The organism is Streptococcus nasisuis (assembly GCF_040836615.1).
GTDB classification, from domain to species: Bacteria; Bacillota; Bacilli; order Lactobacillales; family Streptococcaceae; genus Streptococcus; species Streptococcus suis_V.
In genome coordinates this window covers 1264917-1284437 of record NZ_CP162268.1, presented here as the reverse complement: position 1 = coordinate 1284437, position 19521 = coordinate 1264917, and the positions used below count along the sequence as shown (strand labels likewise).

Here is a 19521-nt window from a genome sequence, read left to right as displayed (position 1 = left end):
TCTTCTCTATCCAGAAGCTCGGACAAGCAGGTCCAATTTCCAGAATCAATCCTTGTTATTATAACATAGTCCGAAATCAAGTCCTCACAATTACCCTTGGCTAGGCCCTCTTCCTTTTCATTTACTGCTTAACTTTTGACAATGATGGTGCCACTTTCTGATTCAATCAAGGCACCAAGATTTTCAAGAGAGGTGATAACTGCCTGGGAGCTTGGCTTATGATTGACAAAGGCAATCGTCGCCTCTACCTTAGGCAGCATAGAACCTGGTGCAAATTGGCCTTGTTTGATGTATTCTTCCAATTCTGCCACCGTCACGCGCTCCAACTTCTCTTGATTTGGTTTGTTAAAGTTAACATAGACATAGTCCACACCCGTCAGAACGATAAAGAGATCTGCATCGACCAGTTCAGCCAGACATTGAGAGGCAAAATCCTTATCAATAACAGCCTCTACCCCTGTCAAAGTGCCATCAGCCTCCTCAAAGACCGGAATACCACCACCACCTGCGGCAATGATCACTTCCCCTGCATCCAAGAGGGTACGGATGGTGCCGATTTCCTTGATACCAATTGGTTTTGGTGAGGCAACGACCTTGCGCCAACCACGACCAGCATCTTCCTTGAAGGTTGCTCCTGTTTTTTCCGCTTCAGCCTTGGCTTCCTCTTCTGTATAGAAGGGACCGATTGGCTTGGTCAGATTCTCAAAAGCAGGGTCTGCCTTGTCAACAATGACCTGGGTCACTACTGAAGCGACATCCTTCTTAATGCCTTCCTTGGCCAACTCATTTTCCAGGGCATTTTGCAACCAAAAGCCAATAGAGCCTTCGGTCATGGCCACCAGGCTATCCAGTGGAAAGGCAGGGTTTTTCTCAGAATCAGCTGTCAAATTTTGCAACAGCAGATTGCCTACCTGCGGACCATTTCCGTGTGTGATAATTAAGTCATCACCATTTTTTATCAACTTAACCAGGTGCTTGGCTGTGTCAACCAAGGCCTGCTTCTGGGCTTGGGCTGATGGATCGGATGATAGAATGGCGTTTCCACCCAAAGCCACGACAATTTTACGATTTGCCATAGAACAAGATCACTCCTCTCTTTTATTTAGGAAACCGTTTTCACAATTCTCTTGAAGGGAGGACTGACTCGTCAAAAGCCAGCCCACCAACTGCTGCTGTCATTTCATCAACCTACTTCTCAACCTCCAATATCTCGGAGATTGGCAAGCAAGCAATTTTATACTTCTATATTACACTCTTGGCACAAATGGATCACCCAAGGTCGCAGCCATGACTGCTTTGATTGTGTGCATGCGGTTTTCAGCCTGGTCAAAATGACGAGCGTATTTGCTGCGGAAGACTTCGTCTGTCACTTCCATTTCTTCTACGCCAAATTTCTCAGCCACATCCTTGCCATAAACGGTATTTGTATCGTGGAAGGCAGGCAAGCAATGCAAGAAGATGAGATTTTCATTGCCAGCTTTTTTCACCAAATCCATATTAACTTGGTAAGGTTTGAGCATTTTCACCCGTTCTTCAAACTTAGCTTCTTCACCCATAGACACCCAAACGTCCGTATAAAGGACATCTGCGCCCTTAACTGCTTCGTCCGCATCATCCGTAATCAGGATACGCGCGCCACTTTCCTTGGCAAATCCTTGCGCCAATTCCACGACTGTTTCATCTGGGAAGAGTTCTTTTGGTGAGAAAATATGCACATTAACACCCAGAATAGCACCAGTCACCAAGAGAGAATTAGCAACGTTATTGCGGCCATCGCCACAGTAAACCAAAGTCACGCCTTCCAACTTGCCGAAGTTTTCCTTGACGGTCAAATAATCGGCCAACATCTGTGTTGGATGCCAAGTATCGGTCAAGCCATTCCATACAGGTACGCCAGAGAATTCTGCCAATTCTTCGACCATTTTTTGGCTAAAGCCACGGAATTCAATCCCGTCAAACATCCGGCCCAAAACTTTTGCGGTGTCCTCAGTTGACTCTTTCTTGCCCAATTGAATGTCGTTGGCACCCAGATATTCTGGATGAGCACCCAGGTCAATGGAAGCTACTGTAAAGGCTGCACGGGTACGAGTGGACGTTTTTTCAAACAAGAGAGCAATATTTTTCCCTTCCAAATAACGATGCGGAATATTGCGCTGTTTCAAATCCTTCAAGTGTGCCGCAAAATCAATCAACCATTCCAATTCTGCGCGTGTAAAATCTTTTTCTGCTAGGAAATGTCTTCCTTTGAAAATATTTGTCATTTGTCTTTCCTCTTCTAAAAAGCTGTATTCACAAGTGAGGTAAATGTAGATAAGAGATAGTTTTTTGCTGGAATACTGACTGTATTTCGTAAAAACTAGCCTTACCGAGCCGTGAATATAGATTCTAATCATTGTCTAATCGTTTTGACAGGGTCTGGCACCATTCCCCATCTTCCTGGTAAAGCTCTGAACTGGCCACATATCCCAAAGACTCATAAAAGGTCTTAGCCGTCAGCTCCGAATGGATATCCAAGTGGTGAATACCTGCCTCTCTGGCATAGTCTTCCAGGGCCATGATGATACTTCTAGCATAGCCCTTACCCCGATGACTGGCCAAGGTAGCAATCCGTGTCAACCGTGCTCTCCCTGAACCTATTGGAAGAAAGCGACCAGTTGAGACAGGTTCTTCACCAATCAAGAGATTCGCATAGACACGTCCTTCTTGATCATGGCTATCAAATTCATCTTCGAGATGAATCGAGCGCTCCAGGACAAAAACTTGGAATCGCACATAGATGGAACATGCCCGTTCCCAGGCCTGCGAGCCGACCACAAGTTTTTCATTCTTCATCTTAAATATCTTCCCGCTCAAACGGCATTGACATACAACGTGGACCACCACGACCACGAACCAATTCACTACCGCTGACCTTAATCAAGCGAAGTCCCTTGGATTCCAAAATAGCATTGGTGATGGTATTACGCTTGTAAACAACAACCACACCAGGTGCCACAGTCAAGGTATTGGAACCATCATTCCATTGCTCACGACCAGCAGCAACCAAGTCACCGCCACCGCAACGAATCAAATCAACCTTTTCAATACCCAAATTGCTTGCCAATACTTCCGCTAAATCACCATGCTCTTCCTCGATGTGCAGGGTTTCATTTTCATAAGTCACAGAGAAGACACGTAGGGTTCCTTCAATCTCAGGGTGGATGGTAAATTTATCATAGTCCACCATGGTGAAGACCGTATCCAGGTGCATGAACTTACGGCTATTGGCAAATTCAAAGGCAATCACTTTCTTGAAGCCAACGCCACGTTCAAAGATATTGATGAGCAGTTTTTCAATCGAAGCCGCATCTGTCCGCTGAGAAATACCAACCGCCAACAAGTCTTTAGACAAGACAAGCTCGTCACCACCCTCGATACGAGTGGTTTCATCACGATTGTAAACCAATGGCACCTTACCTGCATAGTCAGGATGGTAGGTGAAAATATATTTTCCATAAAGCGTTTCACGGTTACGAGTCTCCGCATACATGTGATTAAGAGACACTGCGTTACCAATAGTCGCAAATGGGTCACGAGTGAAATAAAGATTTGGCATTGGGTCAATGGCAAATGGATAGCTGGATTCTACCAAGTCTGTCAAACCAGTTTCTTCCTCAGGCATCGCTGGCAATTCGCACTTCTGCACACCTGCCATGGTTTTTTCAATCAACTCACGATTGTCCTCAATCGCCAAGAGCAACTTGCGAATGGCTTTTTTGGTTGCACGTCCGCGGATATTTGCTTCATTCAGGTATTCATCAATGAATTGTTCTTTAACTTCTTGGCTAATCAAGGATTCTGCTGCCAATTGCTCCAGATAGAGAACCTCTACTCCTTCATCGCGCAGGGCTTGAGCAAAAGCATCGTGCTCCTTCTGAGCTTCTTCTAAGAATGGAATATCATCGAAGAGGAAGCGCTCCAAATAGTCCGGCATCAAGTTTTCAAGTTCCTTACCTGGCCGGTGCAACATAACTTTTTTCAGTTTACCAATCTCTGAAAAAACGTGAATGGGATGTGTAGACATCTCAGTACCTCCTATTATATATTTTTTTCTTTGTGGCAAGGTTGAGTAAGTATTTCCTCGCCTGTTCACCTATACTTTATCAAAGAAAGCGGATGCAATCATGAAGTTTTTAGCAATCAATATGAGAGGAATTTCTCATTTTCAGGAGACATGGTAGATTTTTATGCAAAAATGCGACCAAATAATCAATATTTCTGCCATTTTAGCGATTTAATCAATATTTATTTTTTTGTTAAAAATAACAAAAAGCTCTCCTGTCAGTTTTGACAAAAGAGTCTATCTCCTACAGATGCGATTGGTTAACAGGGAGGACGTTTCCAATCACATCATAAGAAGCTTAATATAATCAAGAGGAGAAGGCCCTCAGCAGATAGGGCTGACTGCTCCTACTCAATGTTCCCCATGCTAAGATGGGAAGTTGTTGCCTAGTCTTCGCGACGACGGCGTTTGCCTGCAAGGTCAAGGGATGCAACCAGCATTGCTGCTCCGAGAACACCTGCTACTGATGAAGATTCACCAGTGTTTGGCAATTGTCCAGCTGTAAATGGTTGTGCTGGAGTGTCGGCACCTGGGTTGTTACCGCCACCATTTGGTCCACCTGGCTTATCATCAGTGCCTAGCTCACCTGGTTGACCATCATCTTAACTGGTACATAAGGAATATGTGTATCTTCACCTGGGTTTCCTGGAACTGGTGGAATGTAGCCTTTAGATGGAGCTTCTGGATTTACTGGTTTCAACGACTCATTCGTACCTGGATCAACCGGAACATAACCTGGAACGTGTGGAATAACTGGGACATCGCCACCTTCAACTGGTAATGTTGAATCTGCAGGAACAGTCATCGCACGGAAGCCAGTTGTGCCATCCGCAGCTACTTCGGCTGTCGTTGCTGATCCAGCCAGCTCTTTTTTTTCTTAACGATTGAGAAAGCAAGGATGTTTGTGCTGTTTTGACCTTCAACGATAGTCTTGGTAACAGTCGCCAATTGGCCATCCGCAAGTTCATAGCCTGAGCGTACTTGTGAAGGATCGATTGTATAAGAAACTTCTGTGCTCGCTACTGCTTCCGTAGTTGGTACAGAGGCATACATTACTTGACTAACCTTGTAAGACGTGTTTGTCTCAATATCTGTTTGAACATCTAAACTATGTACTTATTCCAGTATAACCTAGCCCCATTTTTTCAAGCAATATGACTGAAATTTTCTTATTTTTATATAATAGTTTATAAAAACTAAAAGACAAGCCCAACGGACTTGTCTAGGAAGGAGAATCAACTAATTTAAACTTTTGAGGAAGAAAGGAACATCCTTGTAGGTCAGGCGCTTGTGGCCGTAAGCGATTTTATCAGCTTCCTTTAATTCCTTGCAGACATGGCTAGCAGTTTCCCTAGTCGTAGCCGCCAGGCGGGCAACCTCTTGGATGCTAATGTCAAACGGTAATTCCTCCAAGGACTCTCGCCGGCACATGTCCCAGTAAAGTAAGGCTAAGACCTGAACCACTCGACTACTGGCCTTTGACACCATGGCATTGCGCAAACGCAGCTCCTGAAAACGTAGGATATTGGACAATTTTCTGTTGATATAGACCAATTGCCTCGGATTGCGCATGGAATACTTTTCATAAAGAGCCATAGGAATAATAAAGTACTCCAAGTCCGTGATGGCAATGGCCGTATAATGGTAGGTCTTGTCCTGAAACATATCTCCAAAAGGAAATGAACCGCCCTGCCGAATGTAATCCAGGTAACTGTAAGTGTCCGTCTCATCATACTGCTCAATCCGAGCATAACCCTTACCGATGACAAAGAGATAGTCACGCTTGTCTTCCGCATAGAAAATGACCTGACCCTTGGGAATCTTCCGAAAACGGATTTCCTTGGCCAGCTGATCAAAATGCTCCACGGACAGCTGATTAAAGCTTGGATGATTTTTCAGGTACATATACTGGTCAGTTGTAATCATGGCACTCCTCATCCTATTTCTCTACGGCTATTGAACATCCACGTGGTGACACCGGTGTCATTTAGCTTTATTTTTAGTAACCCCTCTATTCATTATATCAAAATATCCTTCATTTTGAAAAGGAATACACAAAAAGCAAACAGGATTGAAACCCGCTTGCTATCAAGTGTAAGGAGCTTATTGAACTTCTTTGCGCTTAATTGAAACAGCTGTACCCAGTGATACTAAACCTCCCAAGCTGATAAGGAGAGCTGTCAAGTCAGATTGACCAGTGTTTGGCAATGTTTTCTCTTCCTTGCTAGCTAGAGTTGGCTTTGGTTCTGTGGTTGGGTCTATGATTGGGTCGGTCGGTCGAGTTGGTTTTTGTTCTGGTTTTGGATTAGTTGGGTCTTCTGGGGTTGGCTTCTCTGTTTCCTCTTGAGGAGTTGGGTCTAACGGTGGAGTTTCTTCCTCAATTGGAGCTGGCTCTTCTTTCTCGATAAATTGCTTACGACCATCGATTTGAGCAGTGATTTTCTGACCAGCTTTTTCCAAGTCTGACAGGTATTCAACAAAGACTTCTGTATCTGGATTGATAGCGCCGACTAATTTGGCACCCTTGAAGCTTGCGAATCCATCACCACCACCAAAGAGGAAGTCGTTGATAACCAGGGTATAGGTCTTAGCTGGGTCCAATTCTTGCCCATCAGCTGTGTAGGCTTTGACAACCTTGTATGGCACTTCTTCTGTAGGATTATCCGCATGGGTGTAGGTATATTTCAAGCCAGAGATTTGCAAGAAATAGTTTTCCGCGCCATCGTACTGCTCATTGAGGGCAGTATAGATTTGCTCACCAGTCATTTCCACCACTTGCAAGATGTTACCAAATGGCTGAACAGCCTGTGCAGCACCCCACGTCACTGTACCATCTTCTTGAACAGCCAGGTCTGCACGGATACCACCGTTGTTTGTAAAGGCGAAATCAACATTGTAGCCAGATTTTCTAGCAATTTCCAGCTGGGCAGTTGTCACCAGATTTCCGACTGCACTTTCATTGAATTCATTAACATCACGAGAAATGGCTGTTGTAGACGCCGCAGTCGCAATTTTCTTGTCTGTCACTTGTTTGACGATGGTATTTGCCTCATCGACAATGGCCTGGATGGTTGCGGACGGGTTTTTTTGGTCAGGTGCTACTGCCTTGATAGTCGCCGTTGGAATAGCCACAAAGTCTGCGATGTCTGTCTCATAAATAGCACGAACATCCGCAAAGGCCTTACCTTGTGAAGTTGCTTGAACAATCAAGGTATTGCCCGCTGTGCCATTTACTGCGGCATGGTTGTGACCCGCAAAGACAAGGTCCACTGAGTTTTCTGGGTAGAGGCTATTGAGTTTCTCCAGCATATCCGCTGCTGCACCAGCTGCCACACCTTCCTTACTCGTAGCAGGAACGTGGGCAAGAACAACAATCGCCTTGACACCTTGGTCGTTCAATTCCTTAGAATATTTGGCAATGGTTTCTGCCTCGTCAAGGAAGTCATATTGTTCGTAGTTTGCCTTCAAGACAAGGTTTGGAATTTCTGTTGTTACCACACCGATAAAGCCGATATTGGCAACTTTGTCATTAACAGGAATGGTCTTGATAGCATATGGTTTCCAGCCAAATGGAATTTCGCCTGTTGCCTTATCTACCACGTTTGCGATGACAATTTCCTGCGTAGAAGCCTGGCGGTCATAACTATCCACGATTGGGTTGAATTTTCCAGCTTCTGGGGCCTGACCAGTCACGATACGGTCGAATTCTGCCAAACCTTCGTCAAACTCGTGGTTACCCAAGGTTCCGTATTCAACGCCAATTTCATTGAAGACTTTGACAGTTGGCTCATCCTGCAAGAGGCCTGAGTTGGCTGGACTGGCACCAACCATATCACCAGCCTGAACACGGATAGATTCCGCTGGAATTTCTTTTGCTGTTGCATCTGCTTCAAATTCTACTTGAGCATCATCCATGTAGGTATCTAGCAAGGCCGCTGTACCAGCGTTACGGACAGTCTCCCCCTCCAAACGAGCTGTACCAGTTGTATCCAATGCACCGTGGAAATCGTTGACTCCCATGATTTGCACAGCCAACTCATCTGCCAGGGTGGTTTGCGTAGCTGCCACACTAAAACCAGCTACCAAGGCCAAGATACTAGACTTCAAACGAATATTCTTCATCAGAATGACTCCTTGTTCTTATATTATTTTTATATAATTATCATAATCCTATTCTCAGCAAAAGGCAAGATAAAACAACGTTTTTTAGAAAAACAACGATAAATGTTCGCTTTATGTGTAATTGTAGTGAAAATAATCAGAAATAATTTGAAAACTGAGGTGAATTTCTTATTTCATTTGAGATTTTGTTTCTAAGAGCATGAACTATCATACAACAAAAAACAAGCAGGTTTCCCCACTTGTTCTGTCTGTTATTTAGCCGCTTTATAAAGCTCGTTTACTTTGTCCCAGTTAATGACTTCAAAGAATGCTTTGATGTAGTTTGGACGAACGTTGCGGTAGTTGAGGTAATAAGCATGCTCCCAAACATCAAGTGCCAAGATTGGTTTCAAACCTTGCATGATCGGTGTATCTTGGTTGGCTGTTGAAATAACTTCCAACTTGCCTTCTTTGTTAACAACCAAGAAAGCCCAACCTGAACCAAAACGAGTTGTTGCTGCAGCTGTGAATGCTTCTTTGAAGGCATCAAATGAACCAAATGTTGCATCGATGTCCGCTGCCAATTCTGCTGAAATTTCTGTTTTTTCTGGCGAAAGCAATTCCCAGAAAAGCGCGTGGTTGAGGTGACCACCACCATTGTTGATAAGGGCTTGACGGATGTCCGCTGGAATAGACTCAACATCTGACAGAAGAGCTTCCAAGTCTTCACCGATTTCAGGATGCTTCTCAAGCGCTGCATTGGCATTTGCCACATAAGTCGCATGGTGCTTGTCATGGTGAAGCGTCATTGTCTCCGCATCAATGTGTGGCTCCAAAGCGTCGTAAGCGTAAGGTAGGTCTGGTAAAATAATTGCCATAATCGAATTCTCCTATCAATTTGATAGTTTTATTTTACCGCTTTCTGGCAGCCTTTTCAATTTATTTGTCTGAAAATCACGACGTAGCGATTTTGAGCAGAATGAGACAGTATTTTAGATAGTAAAACATCAATAACTATTTTCTACCCGTTATTACAATTGTGATGGTGGGAGATTGGGACTGCTTCTACAATCCCCTTTAATTATTTTTGAAAGGACGGTGATGCCTATGCGCATACCCAATAAAAACCTATTATAAAAGAGCAATAACTTTTGTCCACAGCAGAGGCTTTGCAAGTGATGCTAGAGTTTGGCGGTTTTACCATCAACCTATTAACACTTGTCATAGCGCTAAACCTGCTTACAGATAAAAAGAAATAACCGTCTTAAACGGATTTTCGCAGGAGTTAGTTGGAGCTAACTCCTTTTATATTTTTATTATAACTTATAACTTCTTTTTTCAAGTTTTATCATCTCCATTGCCTCAATCAACTCGTAGCGATTTTAAGCAGGGCCAAGTCAAACAGGTAATCCTTGTCCATGACTCCAGTCTTTATCTGGTAATCCGTCTCAATCAGCAAGCGCACCACCTTCTTGAGAAAACCTACCGACAGATGCCTCGAGTCACGCAGGGCAAACTTAATCTGATAAGGATTGACCTTGCGCCCCGAAATCTCAGACAATTCCGCCACCATCTGCTGCTCACTCCGACCTTGCTCCTGCATGATTTGCACCTGCAGATAGGTTCGAAACTGCGTCAGCATAATCGCAATCAGTTTAATCTCATCCTCCCCTTGCAGGCGTAAGTCCCGCACCAGGCTCCTTGCCTCATCCATCTTAGACTGGAGGACCAGCTGGGTCAGGTCGAAAATATTATCCTGCAGGGTCTTAGGAATAGCCGCATCAATGTCCGCCTGTGAAATCTGCTCCTGCCCCTTATAGGATTGGAGAAAGGCTAGATTTTTACTGACTTCAGCAAATTCAAAATTAGATTTGACCAAGAGATAGTGATAGGTCTGGGCATCTAGATTGAGCCCCAGGCGACCAATTTCTTTCTGAAAATGAGCCTTCAAATCATTTTCCTTGAGAGGATTGGCCTCCAGAATCAGTCCATCTCGTTTGAGAATTTTCACCAAACGGCGCTTGCTATCTAGCTTACCAGGGGCTAGGATGACCAAACGCGTCGTCTCAACCGGATTTTCCAAATACCCCTCAAAAAGCTTGAGCTCATCATCCGTCAAATAGCGCTTTTTATCGGTCGTAATATCCGCAAAATAATCCAAAATGACCACTTTCTCATCCGAGAAAAAGGGTAGGGACACCAAATCTAAATCCACCTGGCTGTAATCCGCCTCAGACATATCAAAATAAGCATAGGTCAAGTCCGCCGGGTCAAACTCCAACTGTTGCAGCAGGCGGTCCTTGGCTATCTGGTATTGACCCACGTCCTCACCGCAGAGCACCGTCAGTAAGCCCAATTTATCTTTTTTTACTGTTTCAATCTGTTCAATAACTGTCATAGGAATATTATACCATGTAGATGAAAAAGGAGGCTTACTCAGCCCCCTCTATATCATATTTACTATCTAGACCCTCGTCGGCCACCAGCACGCGCCCTCCGGCGTTTTTTCTTGATGCGTGAAATGATAAAAAGGAGCACCAACAGACCAAAGAAAATTCCCAGTCCCAAGAGGATATAAGGCATGAGCGGAGAGGAAATGAGGGAATTAGTCGTTTCAAGAACCGTATCTACCACAGGTTTTTCTTCGACAATGTCCACTCCCTTACTTGAATCAATAGAATTTGCAAGCAAGACCATATTGTTTTCAATAGTCAGACTTGGCTCTTCCCCCTCCTTAACCAAACCGGTCAAGGGCTGTTCAATACGGATTTCCTCACCATTTACAGTGTGTTTCCCAGGTTCAAGAACCGTTGCTTGTTTGTAGTCAGCGAAGCTTTTTTCCAAGAGGCCATTGACATAATAATGACGAACAAATTCACCCTCTGGATCGCCCCACTCGCTCGCTCCTAGAACTACCGTAATCAGGCGGGTATCACCCCGTTTAGCAGTGACAATCGAATTGTAACCAGCACTTGGGCTAGAGCCCGTTTTCAGACCGTCTACCCCTTCAATTCCCATAGGATCACCAGGCAGAGAGTGGTTATAGGCCTCAAACGTTTCCTCATTCGGAGTACCTTCTTTGACTGTCACCTTGGTCGCATTTGTGAATTCCAGAACCTCTGGGTGGCGTTTAATCATGTGATAGCCAAGAATAGCCAAATCCTTAGCGGTTGATTCATTGGCCAGGCTTTGATCAACTCCCTCCGGAGCATATAAACCTTCATAGGCCTCTGAAATAGCCCCCGTCGCGTTGTAAAATACCGTATTCTTCATTCCCAGATCCTGGGCCGTATCATTCATCAATGTAAGGAATCCAGCGTCATCACCTTCAAAAATCAAATGTGCCAACATCAGTGTCGCCACATTGGACGAGGGAACCAAGGTCATAGTCAGCAACTCGCTGACTTTGTAACTAACACCTGCAAGGATATTATTATTACTCAAGGCATAGATTTGGGCAATAGCCTGGTCTTGCTCTGTCGCAACCACTTCTGTGTCTAGGGTAATTTTTCCCTGACTAATGGCTTCTAGAGTCAAATACACCACCATTACCTTGGTCGTGCTTGCTGGATCGCGCACCAAATCTCCATTGTCGTCCCATAAAATCTGACCATTGTCTGCATTGATAACAATAGAGCTCTTTGGCGCAGTCTCTTCACTGGCTGGATAACCTGCCGCCTTGGCAATGTCTACAATTGACTCTGCAGCCAAAACAGACTGTAGGGGGGTGAAGCACCAACAAACCAACAATACTAAACTAATAACCTTTTTCATGATTCCTCCGTCTCGAATTTACCCTTACTAGTATAGCATAGAAAAGCCTCATTTGTAAAAAGAGGTGAAAAAAACTCACTTGAATTATGCTGAACAAGTGAGTTTTGGAAAAGGGTCTAGCTCATTTAAGCAATTTGAACAAAGCGACGATTTCCACTATAGGCAATATAGGATAACCAGGTTTTACCGTCTTCTTTCACCACACGGTCGTAATTGATGCTTTCACCGGCTGCGAAGGTGTAAAGAGCTGGACTCGTAGATTTTGCTGCGTTTCGGACAACTGCTCCCTTGGTAAAACGATAGGTTCCTTTTGCTGGCAATGGCTGAGCAGCGACATTTGTAGCACCTCTATTAGCTTGATTAGCTTGGACAGTTTGTTTCTTCTGATAATCTCCCCCTGGAATACCGTAATATTCCTCAAGAGTCAGACCAGATTGGTAAATATCCTTGGCTTCCTTACCAACGTAACGGAGATGCCATGGCTCAGACATGTAGCCTGTCACTGCTTCTTTTCCTGGTAGGTAGCGAACAACGAAGCCGTACTTGTGGGCATTGTCCTTGAGCCACTGCTCTGCTCTGCTATTTGTCAATAAAGCGCCTGAAGCATCTGTCAGGTCAAAGGCTAAGCCAGTCTGGTGCTCACTGTGACCTGGGCGAGCTGAGTAACGATCCGCCGCAGCCTGCCCATCACGTTGAACATAGTTCAGATAGAGAGACTGCTGGGTCTCATAGCTACGGAAGCCACTGTAGGCCTTGCCAACGTTGAATCCTTGGCGAATCATGTCATTGCGCAAGTTCTGATAAGCGTTACGAGCAGTCGGATTCTCACCTGGGTTATAGGTGGAAGCCAGCCCATGCTGTTTATTGACAATGATAACTGGACCGTACTTGCCATCAACGCTATAGTATTGACCGTTGAAGGTAAGCTTGGCTTGATTTGCCTGTGTCTCAGTCGAAAGATTTGAAACTGATGGTTTGTCAGCCTTATCAGTCAGCTTAGCCACTGGAATATAAGAACGGCCGCCGCTGAAGGAAATGTAGCTTAGCCACTGATGATTATCGGCTGTGATAACTTTATCGTAGTTAACTTTCATACCCTTATCATAAAAAGCTACATCTGGGCTAGACAATTTGGCTTCACGTTTAACACCCGCACGCTCGGTAAAGGTGTAGCTACCTTGTGGTGCCAATTTGAGAGACGCTTCTGCGGTTTCCGTTTGGCTGATTGCTGGGTGACAGTTGGTTTGTCTGGTTTTGGACTTTCAACAGGTTTATTAACGGTTGGAGTGGTTACAGGTTCAACCTTAGCCACTGGAATATAAGAACGACCGCCGCTGAAGGAAATATAGCTCAACCACTGATGATTATCGACGGTGATAACCTTGTCATAGTTGACCTTCATACCCTTATCATAAAAAGCTACATCTGGGCTAGACAATTTGGCTTCACGTTTAACACCCGCACGCTCGGTAAAGGTGTAGCTACCTTGTGGTGCCAATTTGAAAGACGCTTCTGCGGTTTCAATTTGGGATGTTGCCGGGGTGACAGCCGGTTTGTCTGGTTTTGGACTTTCAACAGGTTTGTGAACAGTTGGAGTGGTTACAGACGCTATTTTAGCCACTGGAATATAAGAACGACCGCCGCTGAAGGAAATGTAGCTCAACCACTGATGATTATCGACGGTGATAACCTTGTCATAGTTGACCTTCATGCCCTTGTCGTAAAAGGCAACATCTGGACTGGTCATTTTGGCTTCGCGTTTTATTCCAACACGCTCAGTAAAGGTGTAGGTGCCTTGCGGAGCTAGCTTGAGAAACGCTTCTGCGGTTTCAGTTTGGGTTGTTGCTGGGGTGACAGCCGGTTTGTCTGGTTTTGGACTTTCAACAGGTTTGTGAACGGTTGGAGTGGTTACAGGTGCAATCTTAGCCACTGGAATATAAGAACGACCGCCGCTGAAGGAAATGTAGCTTAGCCACTGATGATTATCGGCTGTGATAACTTTATCATAGTTAACTTTCATACCCTTATCATAGAAGGCTACATCTGGGCTAGACAATTTGGCTTCACGTTTAACACCCGCACGCTCGGTAAAGGTGTAGCTACCTTGTGGTGCCAATTTGAGAGACGCTTCTGCGGTCTCAGTTTGGGATATTGCTGGAGTTTGAACCACCGGAGTGACTGGTGTAGCGACTTTTGAAATGGCAATGTAACGACGAGTTCCATTGTAAGAAACATAAGAAATCCAATTATGGTCATCCGCTACCAGTGTTGAATCGTAATTGACTTTCTCACCTTTTTGGTAATAATATTCCGCTGGGCTGCTCATTTTAGGCTGATTGCGGATAGGCATATCTTGAGTAAAACGATAAGTACCAGCTTTAGGGAGTTCTGATACAGGTGTGGCAGTTTCAGCAGGTTTGTGAACGGTTGGAGTGCTTACAGGTGCAACTTTAGCCACTGGAATATAAGAACGGCCGCCACTGAAGGAAATGTAGCTCAACCACTGATGATTGTCAGCGGTGATGACCTTGTCATAGTTGACCTTCATACCCTTATCATAAAAAGCAACATCTGGACTGGTCATTTTGGCTTCGCGTTTGACACCTACACGCTCGGTAAAGGTGTAGCTGCCTTGAGGAGCTAATTTGAGGGAAGTCTCTGCGGTTTGAGTTTGGTTGGTTGCCGGAGTTTCAACAGGCTTATCAGTAACTAATGTAGTCGTTGGTTCTGTTTTTGTTAGCTTATTGATAGGGGCGTAGCGACGAGTACCACTGAAGGAAACATAGGAAATCCACTGATAGTCATCCGCTGTCATAACCTTATCATAGATGACTTTTTGCCCCTTATCGTAATAAAATTGATCCTGGCTAGCGATGGCAGGTTCATTTTTGATTCCAGTCTTTTCAGTAAATGTATAAGTCCCTTGCTTAGGAAGCACTGGTACTTGAACAGTCGGAACTTCAGTCACAGTAGCCTCCGTCTGTGTCCCTACGCTGCTTGTAGTCACGCTGGCACTTGTAGTCTCCGAAATAGTTTCAACTACCTCTCGAGTCACAATCGGAGGACTAACAAGAACTGGATTTTCTTCACTAGGCGGCGTTGACTGAATCTCATCAGCAGCTGCAATTTGGCTAGACATAAAAGAAAGGGTTGCAAGCAAGACAGAAGCTGCACCAACAGAATATTTGCGAATGGAGAAACGATTCTCTTGCTTAGTGTACCAACGTTTATTCATTTTTCTAATCCTCCTTTGTAATTATTTTTACTTACTTATATTATTATTGTAACATAGATTTTGTAAAAATAAAAACAAAAACGTAATATTTTGAAATATTTTTGTAACATTTGTCATAATCAGACCATTACCAAATATCCCTTCACCTATCAATTCGCAAAATTTCTCAAAAAATCTGGAAAATGTTAAATTTTTTATAAAAAAATAGAAAGTGACCCAAAAATCACTTTCTACATTTATCTATTTACCTAAAACTGCAGACGCCAAAGCTTTTTGAATGGCGATAACACTCTTGTCACTCTTGAACTGAAGAGTTTCTGCAGGCTCTACCGCAGAAGAAATCCAAATCTTGAGTTCAGCATCCAAGTCAAAATGGCCTGAGGTTTCGACCGTAAAACGCGAAATCGAACGATAGGGAATAGACTTGTAGGAAACCTTCTTACCAGACATCCCTTGCTTGTCCACCAAGATCAAACGATACTCAGTAAAGACAATTAGGTCGCGAACCAAACTAAAGGCCATTTCAACCTGTTCCGCATCCAGAAGGATGTCTGCCAACTCCTGCTCTACCTTATCATTATTCATCTGCGAGGCATTGCCCATCAAACCTGAAAACAAACCCATGTGTTTACTCCTTTTTTGTTTTTCCTTATTTTACCGAAAAATGTGGAATAAAAAAAGCAAAAACCCCAGAAGAGTTTTTGCTACTGTCAAACTGATAGATGGACCTGCTCATCAAAGAGTGCTAAAAAACTTTCCTCCTGAGAGTGTGTCACAACAATCACCAGTTTGTCATTTATTTTCTCGAGACTATCTGCAATCAATTGTTCGCTTTGAGAATCTAAGCCTGTTGTAGGTTCATCAAATAAAAAGACCTCTGCATCACGGTAAAGGGCACGCGCCAAATCAAACCGCCGCTCCTCTCCTCCGGATAATTGCTGGGCAGAGGATAGCAGGGTGCCGAAACCATTTTCCTGCCGTTCAAACCAGTCCTCTAAACCAACTTGCCGCAAGCAAACCATTGCTTTATTCTCATCTAAAGGCGCAAACAAGGTCAAATTATCCCCGATACTAGCTGTAAATAGATTGGTTTTCTGCGGTAGGTAGTAGATTTTCCGAAAGAGGGCAAGCTGATCCAGTTCTGCCAGATTCCTCTTATTGACCAGGACTCTTCCAGCCTCTGGTTTCTGAATCCCCAGCAAGAGGCGGAGCAAGGTCGTCTTCCCACTCCCGCTCTTGCCCAAGATAGCGTATTTTTTATTGGCTTGGAAGCGATAGGAAAACCTATCAAACAGGCGGTGGTTATTTTGTTCAAAACTGATAGTATCCAAGCTGATGTTGTCAATGGTTTCAGTCAGTTTCTCTTTGGATTCATTTTCCTTGGATGTTCCCTGTAGAATTGTGGTCAAATCTGCCACAACCGTCCGACTAGAAAGATAATCCGTCAGCAAGCTTGACATGGTCTGGATAGGACCTGCTACAGTTCCCATCAGGGTTGTCATAGCAATCAAATCCGAAATGTTCAGCAGACCTTGGAAGACAAAGATCCCTCCAATAATCCAGGAACCTGAATAGACTACGCTGCTCAAACTGTAGGAAACCGCATAAGTCTGGGATTGTTTTTGGGCAAAACGGTTAGCACGCCTAGTGTATTCCTGACTGGATACCGCCAGCTTTTCTTGAAAAACTGGCGTGATGGTGCTGATGCGGATAAAAGGGAGAGCTTCTACAAACTCACTAAACAAGGCGAGATAGGCATTCTTCTCCTCCTGACTGTCCTTTGTCACACGAGCTAAAATCCCCTTATTAATCACCGGAGCCAAAAATGGAATAAAGCAGAGCGCCAACATGATCATAGCCATGGTTCCTTGAAGGTAGAGAGCCCCAATCAAGGAAAAACTAAAGACTAATATGCTTGTCACCATGGATAGAAGCGGTGTTAGATAGGTAGTTTCTAAGATGTTCAGATGATGAACCAAGACATGGACCTTATCTGCCTGACTGTCTTTTGTTGCCTCTCCTAAGTCCTCACTCGCATAGACAGTCACTAATTGATTGCGCGTCTCTTCCATTATCTGATTGATCAACTTAAATTTTAGATAGCGCGGCAGATAGTCAAAATAGCCGTCACATAAAAAGAATACCACTGCAATCACCGAACTAGTCATAAATGCCTTTTGGTCACCAGATAAGGCCGCTTCCGAAACTCGCGCATAAATAAAACCCGTTGCCGCTAAAATCAGAGCATAGACCACCGACACAGCAATATAAGTAACTATTGCCAACTTGCATTTTCTAAGGTAGTAAAACAAAGTTCAGACCTCCAATCCATTTCCATTTATATAATTACAGCATACTATAATAATACTTTTTTTGCAACGATAACAAAATTAAAAAAAGCCAGGGCTTGCCTGACTTATTATAGGATTGATTGGATTGGCTGAGGAAGAGGCTGGGCAAAAAGTCCAACCTCGCTTCTCAGGGTTCGTGTCAACATCTCAGCGCAGTGGTTGATTGGCTTTAACAGTCTGGGAGACTGTTAAAGGTAGGAGATAAGATTTGCAAAGCAAATCTCAGCAGTTCGTATTTCACACTCCAAATCTGACCATTACGACTGTTGCGAACAAAGTTCGCTCTATTTCCAACTAGAAAAAATTCACTAAACCTTAGTCAACTGTGCGGAGGTAGTGCGACGAAATCGAGTTTGCAAAGCAAACTACCGATTTCTGCACTACTCTCACATCTTCTCTTCCAACTCCACATCTGGATATTTGTCCGCAAACCAGCGGAGGGCGAAGTCGTTTTCAAAGAGGAAGACAGGTTGGTCAAAGCGGTCTTTGGCTAGGATGTTGCGGCTTGATGACATGCGTTCATCCAGGTCTTCTGGCTTGATCCAGCGGACTGTCTTTTTACCCATTGGGGCCATAACTACCTCAGCATTATACTCGCCTTCCATGCGGTGTTTAAAAACTTCAAACTGGAGCTGACCGACAGCACCCAGCATGTATTCGCCTGTCTGGTAGTTTTTGTAAAGCTGGATAGCCCCTTCCTGCACCAATTGTTCAATGCCCTTGTGGAAGGATTTTTGTTTCATGACGTTTTTAGCTGAAACTTTCATGAAAATCTCAGGCGTAAAGGTTGGCAATGGTTCAAATTCAAACTTGTTCTTGCCTACGGTCAGGGTATCTCCTACCTGGTAGGTTCCTGTATCATAAACCCCGATAATATCCCCCGCAACTGCATTTTCCACATTCTCACGGCTTTCTGCCATGAACTGGGTCACGTTGGACAACTTAGCCCCCTTGCCTGTACGAGGCAGGTTAACCGCCATACCGCGTTCAAATTCGCCCGAAACCACACGGACAAAGGCAATGCGGTCGCGGTGACGAGGGTCCATATTGGCTTGGATTTTGAAAACAAAACCTGAAAAATCTTTGTTGAGCGGGTCAATAACATCCCCTGTCGTTGTCTTGTGACCATGTGGCTCTGGAGCAAATTCCAAGAAGGTGTCAAGGAAGGTCTGCACACCAAAGTTGGTCAGGGCTGAACCGAAGAAAACAGGTGTCAAATCGCCGTCCAAAATCGCCTGCTCTGAAAATTCATTCCCAGCTTCCGCCAAAAGCTCAATATCATCCAGAACTTGAGCATAAAATGGGTTAGAGCCAAATAACTTATCACCCTCATCCAAGCTTGCAAAACGCTCATCGCTACGGTAGAGTTCCAAGCGTTTGTTATGGAGGTCATAAAGTCCCTCAAAAGATTTCCCCATACCGATGGGCCAGTTCATGGGGTAGCTGGCAATGCCCAAGACTTCTTCCAATTCCTGCAACAAATCAAGCGGCTCACGACCATCACGGTCCAACTTGTTGATAAAGGTAAAAACAGGAATGTTGCGGTGCTTAACAACCTCAAAGAGTTTTTTGGTTTGGGCCTCGATACCTTTGGCAGAGTCCACCACCATGACAGCCGCATCCACCGCCATCAAGGTCCGATAGGTATCCTCAGAGAAGTCCTCGTGTCCTGGCGTATCCAAAATGTTAACACGCTTGCCCGCATAGTCAAACTGCATAACAGACGATGTAACAGAGATACCACGCTGTTTCTCGATATCCATCCAGTCAGACTTGGCAAAGTTACCAGTCTTTTTCCCCTTGACCGTCCCTGCCTCACGAATTTCACCACCAAAGTAGAGCAACTGCTCGGTAATGGTGGTCTTACCCGCGTCCGGGTGAGAGATAATCGCAAAGGTGCGGCGTTTCTTGATTTCTTCTTGTAGTGACATGATTGTTATTCCTTTTTTCTTTGGTCC

General features: G+C 44.4%; 17 protein-coding genes and 1 pseudogene. 1 reads left to right on the top strand and 17 read right to left on the bottom strand.

Annotation, left to right across the window (positions count from 1 at the left end; translation table 11 throughout):
- Positions 1 to 128: 128 nt before the first annotated feature.
- The 10 genes from arcC to sodA all read right to left on the bottom strand — a co-directional run bounded on the left by arcC (position 129) and on the right by sodA (position 9081).
- Positions 129 to 1076 (bottom strand): carbamate kinase, encoded by a 948-nt coding sequence (gene arcC / locus AB1F57_RS06490; RefSeq protein WP_367986309.1) that lies wholly within the window; start codon positions 1074 to 1076, stop codon positions 129 to 131.
- Positions 1077 to 1247: 171 nt separating this feature from the next.
- A complete protein-coding gene (argF, locus tag AB1F57_RS06485) occupies positions 1248 to 2261 on the bottom strand; it encodes an ornithine carbamoyltransferase (protein ID WP_367986308.1) in 1014 nt (337 codons plus the stop codon).
- Between the two features lie 124 nt (positions 2262 to 2385).
- The gene (locus AB1F57_RS06480; protein ID WP_167785312.1) at positions 2386 to 2832 is read right to left on the bottom strand and encodes a GNAT family N-acetyltransferase; all 447 of its coding nucleotides are present in this window, start codon (positions 2830 to 2832) and stop codon (positions 2386 to 2388) included.
- Between the two features lies 1 nt (position 2833).
- The gene (gene arcA, locus AB1F57_RS06475) at positions 2834 to 4063 is read right to left on the bottom strand and encodes an arginine deiminase (RefSeq protein ID WP_367986307.1); all 1230 of its coding nucleotides are present in this window, start codon (positions 4061 to 4063) and stop codon (positions 2834 to 2836) included.
- 425 nt (positions 4064 to 4488) lie between these two features.
- On the bottom strand, positions 4489 to 4593 hold the full coding sequence (locus AB1F57_RS06470) for an LPXTG cell wall anchor domain-containing protein (RefSeq protein ID WP_167785311.1): 105 nt from the start codon (positions 4591 to 4593) through the stop codon (positions 4489 to 4491).
- An 86-nt stretch (positions 4594 to 4679) separates the two neighbouring features.
- Entirely contained in the window at positions 4680 to 4907 is a 228-nt protein-coding gene (locus tag AB1F57_RS06465; protein ID WP_167785310.1) for a hypothetical protein, read from the bottom strand.
- 29 nt (positions 4908 to 4936) lie between these two features.
- Complete coding sequence (locus tag AB1F57_RS06460) at positions 4937 to 5155, bottom strand: hypothetical protein (protein ID WP_367986306.1); 219 nt, start codon at positions 5153 to 5155, stop codon at positions 4937 to 4939.
- A gap of 186 nt (positions 5156 to 5341) precedes the next feature.
- A complete protein-coding gene (locus AB1F57_RS06455; protein ID WP_167785308.1) occupies positions 5342 to 6028 on the bottom strand; it encodes a Crp/Fnr family transcriptional regulator in 687 nt (228 codons plus the stop codon).
- 177 nt (positions 6029 to 6205) lie between these two features.
- Positions 6206 to 8227 (bottom strand): 5'-nucleotidase C-terminal domain-containing protein, encoded by a 2022-nt coding sequence (locus tag AB1F57_RS06450; protein WP_367986337.1) that lies wholly within the window; start codon positions 8225 to 8227, stop codon positions 6206 to 6208.
- 248 nt (positions 8228 to 8475) lie between these two features.
- Positions 8476 to 9081 carry a superoxide dismutase SodA gene (sodA, locus tag AB1F57_RS06445; protein WP_105137024.1) on the bottom strand — a complete coding sequence of 202 codons (606 nt, stop codon included), beginning with the start codon at positions 9079 to 9081 and terminating at the stop codon, positions 8476 to 8478.
- A 273-nt stretch (positions 9082 to 9354) separates the two neighbouring features.
- Between sodA and AB1F57_RS06440 the strand changes: the two genes are divergently transcribed.
- A complete protein-coding gene (locus tag AB1F57_RS06440; RefSeq protein WP_209306925.1) occupies positions 9355 to 9462 on the top strand; it encodes a putative holin-like toxin in 108 nt (35 codons plus the stop codon).
- A gap of 107 nt (positions 9463 to 9569) precedes the next feature.
- Here the strand turns inward: AB1F57_RS06440 and holA are convergent, their stop codons facing one another.
- The 7 genes and pseudogenes from holA to AB1F57_RS06405 form a co-directional block, all read right to left on the bottom strand.
- Entirely contained in the window at positions 9570 to 10601 is a 1032-nt protein-coding gene (gene holA / locus AB1F57_RS06435) for a DNA polymerase III subunit delta (RefSeq protein ID WP_167785307.1), read from the bottom strand.
- A 62-nt stretch (positions 10602 to 10663) separates the two neighbouring features.
- Positions 10664 to 11977: a D-alanyl-D-alanine carboxypeptidase family protein gene (locus AB1F57_RS06430; RefSeq protein ID WP_105137022.1), complete on the bottom strand. Its 1314-nt coding sequence runs from the start codon at positions 11975 to 11977 to the stop codon at positions 10664 to 10666.
- 125 nt (positions 11978 to 12102) lie between these two features.
- Positions 12103 to 13125: pseudogene (gene ldcB, locus AB1F57_RS06425) on the bottom strand (LD-carboxypeptidase LdcB/DacB); the annotation flags it as partial.
- On the bottom strand, positions 13089 to 15212 hold the full coding sequence (locus AB1F57_RS06420) for an SH3 domain-containing protein (RefSeq protein WP_367986305.1): 2124 nt from the start codon (positions 15210 to 15212) through the stop codon (positions 13089 to 13091). The pseudogene ldcB and the gene AB1F57_RS06420, both read right to left, overlap by 37 nt.
- 240 nt (positions 15213 to 15452) lie before the next feature.
- A complete protein-coding gene (locus tag AB1F57_RS06415; RefSeq protein ID WP_105137020.1) occupies positions 15453 to 15836 on the bottom strand; it encodes a PH domain-containing protein in 384 nt (127 codons plus the stop codon).
- A gap of 86 nt (positions 15837 to 15922) precedes the next feature.
- Positions 15923 to 17497 carry an ATP-binding cassette domain-containing protein gene (locus tag AB1F57_RS06410; RefSeq protein ID WP_367986304.1) on the bottom strand — a complete coding sequence of 525 codons (1575 nt, stop codon included), beginning with the start codon at positions 17495 to 17497 and terminating at the stop codon, positions 15923 to 15925.
- A gap of 452 nt (positions 17498 to 17949) precedes the next feature.
- Entirely contained in the window at positions 17950 to 19494 is a 1545-nt protein-coding gene (locus AB1F57_RS06405; protein ID WP_105137018.1) for a peptide chain release factor 3, read from the bottom strand.
- Positions 19495 to 19521: the final 27 nt, after the last annotated feature.

Coding starts and splice junctions, on each gene's coding strand:
- AB1F57_RS06405 (WP_105137018.1), bottom strand. CDS start 19,494: ATGTCACTACAAGAAGAAATCAAGAAACGCCGCACCTTTGCGATTATC.
- arcA (WP_367986307.1), bottom strand. CDS start 4,063: ATGTCTACACATCCCATTCACGTTTTTTCAGAGATTGGTAAACTGAAA.
- AB1F57_RS06465 (WP_167785310.1), bottom strand. CDS start 4,907: ATGACTGTTCCTGCAGATTCAACATTACCAGTTGAAGGTGGCGATGTC.
- AB1F57_RS06430 (WP_105137022.1), bottom strand. CDS start 11,977: ATGAAAAAGGTTATTAGTTTAGTATTGTTGGTTTGTTGGTGCTTCACC.
- AB1F57_RS06415 (WP_105137020.1), bottom strand. CDS start 15,836: ATGGGTTTGTTTTCAGGTTTGATGGGCAATGCCTCGCAGATGAATAAT.
- AB1F57_RS06455 (WP_167785308.1), bottom strand. CDS start 6,028: ATGATTACAACTGACCAGTATATGTACCTGAAAAATCATCCAAGCTTT.
- AB1F57_RS06460 (WP_367986306.1), bottom strand. CDS start 5,155: ATGTATGCCTCTGTACCAACTACGGAAGCAGTAGCGAGCACAGAAGTT.
- AB1F57_RS06420 (WP_367986305.1), bottom strand. CDS start 15,212: ATGAATAAACGTTGGTACACTAAGCAAGAGAATCGTTTCTCCATTCGC.
- argF (WP_367986308.1), bottom strand. CDS start 2,261: ATGACAAATATTTTCAAAGGAAGACATTTCCTAGCAGAAAAAGATTTT.
- holA (WP_167785307.1), bottom strand. CDS start 10,601: ATGACAGTTATTGAACAGATTGAAACAGTAAAAAAAGATAAATTGGGC.
- arcC (WP_367986309.1), bottom strand. CDS start 1,076: ATGGCAAATCGTAAAATTGTCGTGGCTTTGGGTGGAAACGCCATTCTA.
- sodA (WP_105137024.1), bottom strand. CDS start 9,081: ATGGCAATTATTTTACCAGACCTACCTTACGCTTACGACGCTTTGGAG.
- AB1F57_RS06480 (WP_167785312.1), bottom strand. CDS start 2,832: ATGAAGAATGAAAAACTTGTGGTCGGCTCGCAGGCCTGGGAACGGGCA.